Consider the following 9440-nt stretch of genomic DNA (forward strand, 5'->3'; position numbering starts at 1 on the left):
CGGGGGCCATCGGTACGCCCGACCGGCAGATCTCAGGGAGAACTCAGGGATCAGTGGAACCGGTTCTGGGCCAGGATCAGACCATCGTGGACCAGGGTCTCGACCGCATCGGCCGCGCGGCCGATCTCGACCTCGAGGTCGGTCCGGTCCCGGGCCGGAAAGTTGCTCAACACCCAGTCGGCCGGGCTCATTCGGCCCGGCGGACGCCCGATCCCGAAGCGGACCCGGAAGTAGTCCCCGGTGCCCAGCGCCGCCCGGATCGATTTGAGGCCGTTGTGGCCGTTGTCCCCGCCGCCGGACTTCAGGCGTACCGCACCGAAGTCCAGGTCGAGTTCGTCATGGATGACGATCAGATGATCGGGGGTGGTGCGGTAGAACGCGGCCACCTTGGCCACCGGCCCGCCCGATTCGTTCATGTAGGTCCGCGGCTTCATCACCGCGACCTTGGCGGTGTCGGCCCCCACCGCACCCGCGCCACCGGCACCGATACGCAGATCGGCGACCTCGGCCCGCATCCCCTTGGGGGCGGAGAACGACGCGGTGGCCCGACGCGCCAGTTCGTCGGCCACCATGTGGCCGACGTTGTGCCGGTGACCGGCGTAGGTGGGGCCCGGATTACCGAGCCCCACCACCAGCCAGTTCATCGCAGCGACCGATTCACTCCGCCGAACCCTCGGCGGCCGCGGTGCCCTCAGCGGCCTCAGGAGCCTCGGCCGGCTCCTCGGCCTGCGGGTGGGTGATGTTGACGACCAGGTCGGTCGGCTCCCCGGTCGGGGTGGCGCCGGCCGGCAGGACCAGATCAGCGACGGTGATCTGGGAGCCGGCGGTCAGCCCCTCGACCGAAACCTGGACCGACTCGGGGATGTTGGTCGCCTCGACCTCGAGGGACACGTGGTTCTGCTCGACCACGACGACCGAGTCGGGGCCGGCCTCGCCGGTGACCTCGACCACGACCTCCACGGTGACCTTCTCGCCCTTGCGGACCAGCACCAGGTCGACGTGTTCGACGTCGCCCTTGATCGGGTCGCGCTGGACCTGCTTGGCCAGGGCCAGCTGCTCCTTGCCGTCCAGGACGATGGTCAGCACGGCGTTGGCGGTACGCAGCGCCAGCAGGGTCTGGTGGCCCGGGAGGGTGATGTGCACGGGATCGGTGCCGTGGCCGTACATGACGGCGGGCACCTTCTTGTCCCGGCGGATCCGGCGGGCAGCGCCCTTGCCGAATTCGGTGCGGGACTCGGCCTCGAGGCGAAGGTCATCGGACATGTCGAACTCCTCAGTTCATCGGGTAACGGACGAGGAGTTTCGAGTCGATCACGGACAGCGCGGTCCCTCGCCAAGACAGCTGAGCACTCTACCCCCTGCGCCCCGGGCCGATCAAACCCTCCCCCGGTTCAGCTCACCCCGGCGAACAGGGAGGTGACCGATCCGTCCTCGAACACCTCATGGATGGCCTTGGCGATCAGCGGAGCGATGGACAGCACGGTCAGCTTGTTCACCGGGACCGGATTGAGCATCGGCAGCGTGTTGGTGACGATGATCTCCTCCAGCGCGGAGCCGTTCAGCCGCTCCACCGCCGGGCCGGACAGCACCGGGTGGGTGCTGGCGGCGAGGACCTTGTCGGCACCTCGGGCCTTGAGCGCCTCGGCGGCCTGGCAGATGGTGCCGGCGGTGTCGATCATGTCGTCGACCAGGATGCAGACCCGGCCCTCCACGTCACCGACCACCTCGTGCACCGCGACCTGGTTGGCCACATTCGGATCGCGGCGCTTGTGGATGATCGCCAGCGGCGCGTTCAGCCGGTCCGACCACAGGTCGGCCAGCCGGACCCGACCGGCGTCCGGCGAGACGACGGTCATCCGGGAGGTGTCGTAGTTCTGGGTGATGTAGTCCGACAGCACCGGCAACGCCCACAGGTGGTCCACCGGGCCGTCGAAGAAGCCCTGGATCTGCGCCGCGTGCAGATCCACCGACATGATCCGGTCGGCCCCGGCGGCTCGGTAGAGGTCGGCGACCAGGCGGGCCGAGATGGGTTCGCGGCCGAGATGCTTCTTGTCCTGCCGGGCGTACGGATAGAACGGCGAGACCACGGTGATCCGCTCGGCCGAGGCCCGTTTCAGCGCATCGACCATGATCAACTGCTCCATCAGCCACTCGTTGACCGGCGCGGCATGGGACTGGATCACGAAGGCGTCCGAGCCACGGACCGATTCCTCGAAGCGACAGTAGATCTCGGAGTTGGCGTAGGTGACCGTACGCGTGGGCGTCAGCTCGACGCCGAGCAACTGGGCGACCTCCTCGGCCAGGGCCGGGTGGGCACGGCCGGTGAACAGCATCATGTGGCGTTCCCGGTTCCGCTTGATCCCGCTCATTCGGCGGCCTTCCCGTCGCGCTGGAGAGCTTCCTCGGCCGACTGGGCGGTGCGGGTGCCGGCGCGGCGCTTGGCCACCCAGCCGGGCACATTCGCCTGGCGTCCGCGGGCGATGGCGATCTCGCCGGGACCGACCGGATCGGTCAGCGTGGACCCGGCCGCGACGTACGCCCCGTCGGCCACCTCCACCGGAGCGACCAGGACGGAGTTGGATCCGACGAAGGAGTCCTTGCCGATCCGGGTGGTGTTCTTCGCGACCCCGTCGTAGTTGGCGAAGATCGTGCCGGCGCCGATATTGGCCCGCTCCCCGATCTCGGCGTCCCCGGCGTAGGTCAGGTGCGGCACCTTGGCGCCGTCGGCGATCTTGGCGTTCTTGGTCTCCACGAAGCCGCCGATCTTGCCGCCGACCCCGAGGGTGGTGCCCGGCCGCAGGTAGGAGTAGGGGCCGACCGACGCGTCGGCGCCGATCACCGCCAGGATCGCCTGGGCCCGCACGATCGAGGCCCCCGGACCGACCTCGACATCGGTCAGCGTGACGTCCGGGCCGATCTTGGCGCCCTCACCGATGCTGGTCGCGCCCTCCAGGTACACGTTCGGCTGCAGCACCACGTCGGGGCTGAGGCTGACCGAGGCGTGGATCCAGGTGCTGTCGGGGTCGGTCACCGAGACCCCCGCGCGCATCCACTTCTCCACGATGCGGCGGTTCATCTCCTTGTTCATCCGGGCCAACTGGACCCGATCGTTGACCCCTTCGGCCTGTTGCCAGTCCGCGATCTCGTACGCCCCCACGCGCAGCCCGTCGCTGCGGGCGTTGCCGAGGACGTCGGTGAGGTACAGCTCGCCCTGGGCGTTGTCGGTGGACAGCCGGCTCAGGCCGTCGCGGAGCACGGCGGCGTCGAAGACGTACATGCCGGAGTTGATCTCGTCGATCTGGGCCTGCGGTGCGGTGGTGTCCTTGTCCTCCACGATCGCCAGCACGTGGCCGTCGTCATCGCGCACGATCCGGCCGTAGCCCTGGGGGTTCGGCACCCGGGACGTGAGCACGGTGATCGCGTCGTGGCGCGCGTGGTGGGCCTGGACGAGTTCGATCAGGGTCTCCCCGGTCAGCATCGGCACATCGCCGTAGGTGACCACGACATCGCCGTGCAGCTCGCCCAGGGCGTCCAGGGCGCACTGCACGGCGTGGCCGGTGCCGAGCTGCTCGGCCTGGACGGTGGTCTCGACATTGGGGGCGATCTCGCCGAGGTGGGAGACCACCTGGTCGCGCTGGTGGCCGACCACGACCATCACGTGCTGGGGTTCGACGGCATTGGCCGCCGCGACCGCGTACGACAGCATGGAATGTCCGGCGACCTCGTGCAGCAGCTTGGACTTCCGGGACTTCATCCGGGTCCCGGCGCCGGCGGCGAGCACCACCACCGCTGCCACGGGCGACGAATTGCCTTGCATGTTCTGGTTTCCTGCGCTCGCGCTGTTCTGGCTTTCCGCACTGGCACTGTCGGACACAGAAGCTCCTGACCGGTTGACGACCTTCAGGGTCAGTTTGTCAGCATCGGCCCAATCTCGTGCATCGGCCCACCCGCGATGTACGCGTGTCGGCGGCGTCTGGGAAGCTCTTTCCATGGCGAATGACACGTCTTCGGTTCTGTCGCTCGATGAACTTGCCGGCGCTCTGCAGGAGCTGTTGGCCGATCTCTCCGCCGCCGAGGCCGAGGAGGGCCCGCGGCTGGCCCGAATCCGGCCCGAACATCTGGATTCGGCGACCAATCTGGTGCACTACGTCGCACTGCGCCAGCACGATCTGCGCCCGCTGCAGCGCAGCCTTGCCTCCTACGGCCTGTCGAGTCTGGGCCGGATCGAGGCGATGGGCAAGTCCTGGCTGCTGACGGTGCTGGAGACCGTCCTGGCACTGCGGGACGGGCGGCACCGCCAGCCGATCTGGGGCCCGCTGGAGCAGGGCACCTCGGTGCTGCACCGCAATCGGGACGCCCTGCTGGGACCTGTGCACGGGGAGGGCCGCAACACCCGGATCATGGTGACGATGCCCAGCGAGGCGGCCACCGATCCCGACCTGATTCCCGCCCTCGGCGCGGCGGGGATGGACATCGCCCGGGTGAACTGTGCCCACGACGACGCCGCGGCCTGGCAGCAGATGATCGATCGGGTGCGGGCGCTGCCCGACGGGGTCCGGGTGGCGATGGATCTGGCCGGCCCGAAGTTGCGGACCGGTCCGTTGATGGAGGGGCCGCGGGTACGCCGGGTCCGGCCCGAGCGCAATGACCTCGGCGAAGTGGTCCGGCCGGCGCGGATCGAGTTCGGCGACGCCGATCTGCCGGTGACCGGACCGGTGAGCGACGGCGTACAGGTCGGGGATGTGTTGACGCTGACCGATACCCGGGGCCGGCACCGGGAGCTGACGGTGGTGCAGACGGCCGGGGCGGTGGTGGTGGAGTGCGAGCGTACGGTCTACTTCGGCACCGGCCAGCAGGTGTACGCCGCCGACGGCACCGTGGTCGCCGAGATCGGAGAACTGCCGCCCCGGCCGCAGCACCTGTTCGTGCAGGTCGGCGATGAGTTGCGGCTGCAGCGCGACATGGCGCCGCAACCGGCCACGCAGCAGTCGCCGCACCGGATCGGCTGCTCCCTGGAGGCCGCCTTCACCGATGCGCAGGTCGGCCAGCCGGTGTTGTTCGACGACGGCAAGATTGCCGGGACGATCCGGGAGGTGACCGGGTCGGAGATCGTGGTGGACATCACCCGGGCCGGCGTGGGCGGGGAGAAACTGCGCGCGGAAAAGGGGATCAACTTTCCCGACACCACGCTGCGGATCCCGGCGCTGACCGCCGACGACCGGACGAATCTGCCGTTCGTGGCGGGACATGCCGACATCGTGGATCTGTCGTTCGTCCGCAGTCCCGAGGACGTGGCCGACCTGATCGAGGAACTGGAGCGGTTGGGCGCCCCGCAGGTGGGCATCGTGCTGAAGATCGAGACCCGGTCGGGGTTCGAGCAACTACCGCAGATCCTGTGGGAAGCCCAGCGGTGGTGGCAGGTCGGGGTGATGATCGCCCGCGGCGACCTGGCCGTCGAGGTCGGCTTCGATCGGCTGGCCGAGGTCCAGGAGGAGATTCTGTGGATCTGCGAGGCCGCGCGGGTGCCGGTGATCTGGGCGACCGAGGTGCTCGACTCGCTGGCCCGCACCGGCGTCCCGTCGCGGGCGGAGGTCACCGATGCGGCAATGGCGCGCCGGGCCGAGGCCGTCATGCTGAACAAGGGGCCCTACATCGTGGACACGATCGACTCCCTGGAGCGGATTCTGGAACGGATGGGTGGGCATGTGTCGAAGAAGCGGGCGCTGCTGCGGCCGCTGACCTCGTTCACGCTCGACTGAGCCTCATTCGGCCCCGCGCGCCCGGGGCAGGTCGGCATGGTTCGACCATTGCGACCACGACCCCGGGTACAGCGCCGCGTCGAAGCCGGCCACCTGCAGCGCGAGGATCTGGTGGGCCGCGGTGACCCCGGACCCGCAGTAGACCCCGGTCGGCCGGTCCGCGCGTACGCCCAGGTCGGTGAAGCGGCGCCGCAACTCGGCGGCGGGCAGGAAGCGCCCGTCCGGCCCCAGGTTGGCGGTGGTGGGGGCACTGATCGCGCCGGGGATGTGGCCCGGATGCGGATCGATCGGCTCGGTCTCACCGCGGTACCGCTCCCCGGCCCGGGCATCCAGCAGTACGCCCTCCCGCACGTACGCCGGCACCCGGTCGAGCGGGATCGACGGCAGCCGGCCCGATTCCAGCACGATGTCACCGGGTTCGGGAATGACCTCTCCGGTCTCCAGCGCGAAGCCCGCGGCCGTCCAGGCGTCCAGGCCGCCGTCCAGCACCCGAACCACCGCGACCCCGGCCCAGCGCAGCAGCCACCAGGCCCGGGCCGCCGCCGTCGCGCGGACGGCGTCATAGACCACCACGGGCTCCCCCGTCCGCAGCCCCCAACCGCGCGCGGCCGCCTGCAGGTCAGCCGGCTCGGGCAGCGGATGCCGGCCGTCGCGGGGTGCGCCCGGCCGGGCCAATTCGGTGTCGAGATCGACATACACCGCGCCGGGGAGGTGCCCGGCGAGGTAGTGCTCATGGCCGTGCGGATCGCCCAGTTGCCAGCGTACGTCCAGCAGCACGGGCCGCTCGCCGGCACTGAGCTGCTCGTGCAGCTCGCGGGCGGTGATCAGGGGCGAATTGCTCATGGCAGCACGCTAGAGAGCCGACCGGGTGGGTTCAAGACTGGCTCCCCGGGCAGGAGTCGAACCTGCTTCGCTAATCCTGATTCAAAGTCAGGCGGGCCCTACCGAAAGACCAACCGGGGATCGCAGTCGGCAAGCCTACCCGGTCCAGTGGTCGGCGTCACACCGAGCCACCTGACCCGAGCCGCCCTGACACAATGGCCGGGTGAACGAATCCCGAAGCACCGGTCGCGGCCGGGTCCGGATGACCGGTCAGGAGCGCCGCGAGCAACTGATCGAGGTGGGCCGCGGACTGTTCGCCGAGAAGGGCTTCGACGGCACCTCGGTGGAAGAGGTCGCCGCCCGCGCGCAGGTGTCCAAACCGGTGGTCTATGAGCATTTCGGCGGCAAGGAGGGTCTGTACGCCGTCATCGTCGACCGGGAGGTCCGGGCCCTGCTGGATGCGGTCCGGGCCGCACTGGCCTCCGGCGAACGGCCGCGGGAGCTGTTGGAACTGGCCACCCTGGCCCTTTTGCGCTACGTCGAGACCGACACCGACGGGTTCCGGATCCTGATTCGCGACTCCCAGCGCAGTGGGGCCAGCGGCTCCTACGCCGGGATGCTGAACGACATCGGCTCCCGGGTCGAGGACATCCTGATGAGTCAGTTCCGGCGGCGGAGGCTGGATCCCGAGTCCGCGCCGGTGTACGCCCAGATGCTGGTCGGGATGGTGTCGTTGACCGGTCAGTGGTGGCTGGACCATCCGCAGTGGCGCAAGGAGGAACTCGCCGCGCACCTGGTCAACCTGGCCTGGAACGGGATGCTCCAGATGGATGCCCACCCGACCCTGGCCACCGAGGCAGAGGGGCGCCGCCGACCGAAGCGGGCTGAATAGCGATCGCCACATCGTCATTGTCGCGGCCGAGCGCACTTCGATAGGTGACTTTATTGACACGTGATGTTTTAGTCACGTATCTTGGAGATGTGGATGCCGAACTCGTATTCAAAGCACTCGCCGACTCGACCCGTCGGCTCCTGCTGGATCGGCTCTTCGTCCGCGACGGACAGACTCAGACCGAGCTCGCCGAGGGGATCGAACTCACTCGATTCGGGGTGATGAAACACCTCGGAGTTCTCATCGACGCCGGCCTGATCACGACCCGGAAGCAGGGCCGCTACACCTTGCACTTCCTGAATCCGGTGCCCATCCAGCAGATCCACGATCGATGGATCGGCAAGTACACGGCCCGCAGCGCGTCCGCGCTGGTGGAGCTGAAACAGCAATTGGAGGACGAGTCATGACCGAAGCAGAGTTGCAGGTCGTGCAGGTGGAGCGCATCTACATCAAGGCCGAGCGGGAGCGGGTGTGGGAGGCCATCACCAGCCCCGAATGGAGCATCCGCTACGGGCACAGCGGCCTGGTCGCCTATGAACTGAAACCCGGGGGCCGGTTCGCCGCCCGCGCCAATGACGGCATGCGCGCCCTGGGGGCGCCCGAGATCGTCATGGACGGCGAAGTCCTGGAAGCCGATCCGCCACACCGCGTGGTGCAGACATGGCGGGTGCTGATGGATCCGACCATGGCGGCCGAAACCGCGTCCCGACTGACCTGGGAACTCGAGTCCCGGCCGGGAGGGATTACCCGGCTGACGGTGACGCACGAGTTCCCCGAGGGGAGTGCCACCGCCGCCCTGATGGCGGGACAGCTCGAGGACATGGGCGCCGGCGGCGGGTGGAGCTGGGTGCTGAGCGGCCTGAAGACCGTCCTGGAGACCGGTGAGCGACTCGAGGAGGTGCAGCAACTATGAGTACGCAGCAACTGCGCCGACCCCGCAGCGATGTCACCAGCAACCCGATTCCACCCGGGGCGCACACCTGGGCGGGCGCGAGCGCGATCGCAGCGATGGCAGCACTGGCGCTGATCGTGGGGGTCATCCTGGCCGACCGGCAGATCGATCCGTCCTGGCGCTTCATCAGCGAGTATCAACTCGGGGTCTGGGGCGGCTTCATGTCGCTGGCATTCCTGGCCCTGTCGGTCAGTGCGTGTTTCCTGGTTGCTGCGCTCCACTCCCAGGTGGCCACCCCTTCGGGCCGGGTCGGGCTCGGCGTACTCACCGTGAGTGCAGCAGGCTTCCTGTTGGCCGGCGCATTCCGAACCGATCCGGTCGATGCGTCGGTCGGGTCCCTGTCGGGTTTCGTGCACAGCATCGCGGCCATGCTGGGTGGGCTGGTCCCCCTCGCTGCGTTCCTGATCGCCTGGAGCCTGGCCCGAAACATTGCCTGGCGGCCCTACCGGCGCTCCCTGCGGTGGATCACCACGGTCGCCATCCTGGCCAACATTGCGTCGATCACCCAGCAGATCATCATGGGGATCGGTGGCGGATTCGGCCCGGGGGTGCCGCTGGGGTGGCCGAATCGCGCCTTCGTACTCCTGCTCGGCGGATGGCTCCTGGCGGCAGCATTGCTGGTCCGAACCGCAAGCCGGAAGGTCACTCACGGATAGCCGAGCGAAGGCTCACGGGACTCCGGGCGCTGCGCGGAGTTCTCGAGCTTGCCCGGGAGTGCAAAAAGTGTCAGTGGGGTCGGTTTGAATGGGAACATGAGTTCGATATAAGCTCCACCCGGGTACGCCGAGGCCGCGGCGGCGCTGCGGCATGTTCATGAGCAGGAGACCGCGATCGAGGTCGCGAAGCTGATCGCGGTCGCCGCGATGTGTGATCGGTATCAGGTCGATGACTCCGTGATTGTGGAGGGGTGTGAAGAGACCATGGTCTACGGCGCCGACGGCACCCCCGCCCTGGGCGCGTTCCTGTCCCTGGAAGTCGCGGGGATCCTCCAGATCAGCGACAAGACCGCCGGCAC

General features: G+C 68.7%; 10 protein-coding genes and 1 tRNA gene. 5 read left to right on the plus strand and 6 right to left on the minus strand.

Annotation, left to right across the window (positions count from 1 at the left end):
* Positions 1 to 50 precede the first annotated feature (50 nt).
* The 4 genes from pth to glmU form a co-directional block, all read right to left on the minus strand.
* Positions 51 to 644, minus strand: coding sequence for an aminoacyl-tRNA hydrolase (pth, locus tag G531_RS0109415; protein WP_026927067.1), 594 nt, complete (start codon positions 642 to 644; stop codon positions 51 to 53).
* A 13-nt stretch (positions 645 to 657) separates the two neighbouring features.
* Positions 658 to 1263, minus strand: a complete 606-nt coding sequence (locus G531_RS0109420) for a 50S ribosomal protein L25/general stress protein Ctc (protein WP_026927068.1) — start codon at positions 1261 to 1263, stop codon at positions 658 to 660.
* A gap of 128 nt (positions 1264 to 1391) precedes the next feature.
* Complete coding sequence (locus G531_RS0109425) at positions 1392 to 2333, minus strand: ribose-phosphate diphosphokinase (RefSeq protein WP_026927069.1); 942 nt, start codon at positions 2331 to 2333, stop codon at positions 1392 to 1394.
* Between the two features lie 32 nt (positions 2334 to 2365).
* Positions 2366 to 3817, minus strand: a complete 1452-nt coding sequence (gene glmU, locus G531_RS0109430) for a bifunctional UDP-N-acetylglucosamine diphosphorylase/glucosamine-1-phosphate N-acetyltransferase GlmU (protein WP_026927070.1) — start codon at positions 3815 to 3817, stop codon at positions 2366 to 2368.
* 172 nt (positions 3818 to 3989) lie between these two features.
* Here glmU and G531_RS0109435 point away from each other — a divergent pair, with 172 nt between their 5' ends.
* Entirely contained in the window at positions 3990 to 5759 is a 1770-nt protein-coding gene (locus tag G531_RS0109435) for a pyruvate kinase (protein WP_081683993.1), read from the plus strand.
* A 3-nt stretch (positions 5760 to 5762) separates the two neighbouring features.
* On the opposite strand, the gene G531_RS0109440 is transcribed toward G531_RS0109435, so the two are convergent.
* Positions 5763 to 6602: a sulfurtransferase gene (locus G531_RS0109440; RefSeq protein WP_026927072.1), complete on the minus strand. Its 840-nt coding sequence runs from the start codon at positions 6600 to 6602 to the stop codon at positions 5763 to 5765.
* Between the two features lie 38 nt (positions 6603 to 6640).
* Positions 6641 to 6722, minus strand: a tRNA-Gln gene (locus G531_RS0109445).
* An 82-nt stretch (positions 6723 to 6804) separates the two neighbouring features.
* Between G531_RS0109445 and G531_RS21605 the strand changes: the two genes are divergently transcribed.
* From G531_RS21605 to G531_RS24525, 4 genes are all read left to right on the plus strand, one after another.
* Positions 6805 to 7473: a TetR/AcrR family transcriptional regulator gene (locus G531_RS21605; protein WP_245630439.1), complete on the plus strand. Its 669-nt coding sequence runs from the start codon at positions 6805 to 6807 to the stop codon at positions 7471 to 7473.
* A gap of 89 nt (positions 7474 to 7562) precedes the next feature.
* Complete coding sequence (locus G531_RS0109455; RefSeq protein ID WP_026927073.1) at positions 7563 to 7880, plus strand: ArsR/SmtB family transcription factor; 318 nt, start codon at positions 7563 to 7565, stop codon at positions 7878 to 7880.
* Positions 7877 to 8386: an SRPBCC family protein gene (locus G531_RS0109460; RefSeq protein WP_026927074.1), complete on the plus strand. Its 510-nt coding sequence runs from the start codon at positions 7877 to 7879 to the stop codon at positions 8384 to 8386. The genes G531_RS0109455 and G531_RS0109460 overlap by 4 nt, the downstream gene beginning before the upstream one ends.
* On the plus strand, positions 8383 to 9081 hold the full coding sequence (locus tag G531_RS24525; RefSeq protein WP_051215303.1) for a DUF998 domain-containing protein: 699 nt from the start codon (positions 8383 to 8385) through the stop codon (positions 9079 to 9081). The genes G531_RS0109460 and G531_RS24525 overlap by 4 nt, the downstream gene beginning before the upstream one ends.
* The last annotated feature ends 359 nt before the right edge of the window (positions 9082 to 9440 follow it).

Source organism: Granulicoccus phenolivorans DSM 17626 = NBRC 107789 = JCM 15570 (genome assembly GCF_000423085.1).
In the GTDB taxonomy this organism is placed as follows: domain Bacteria; phylum Actinomycetota; class Actinomycetes; order Propionibacteriales; family Propionibacteriaceae; genus Granulicoccus; species Granulicoccus phenolivorans.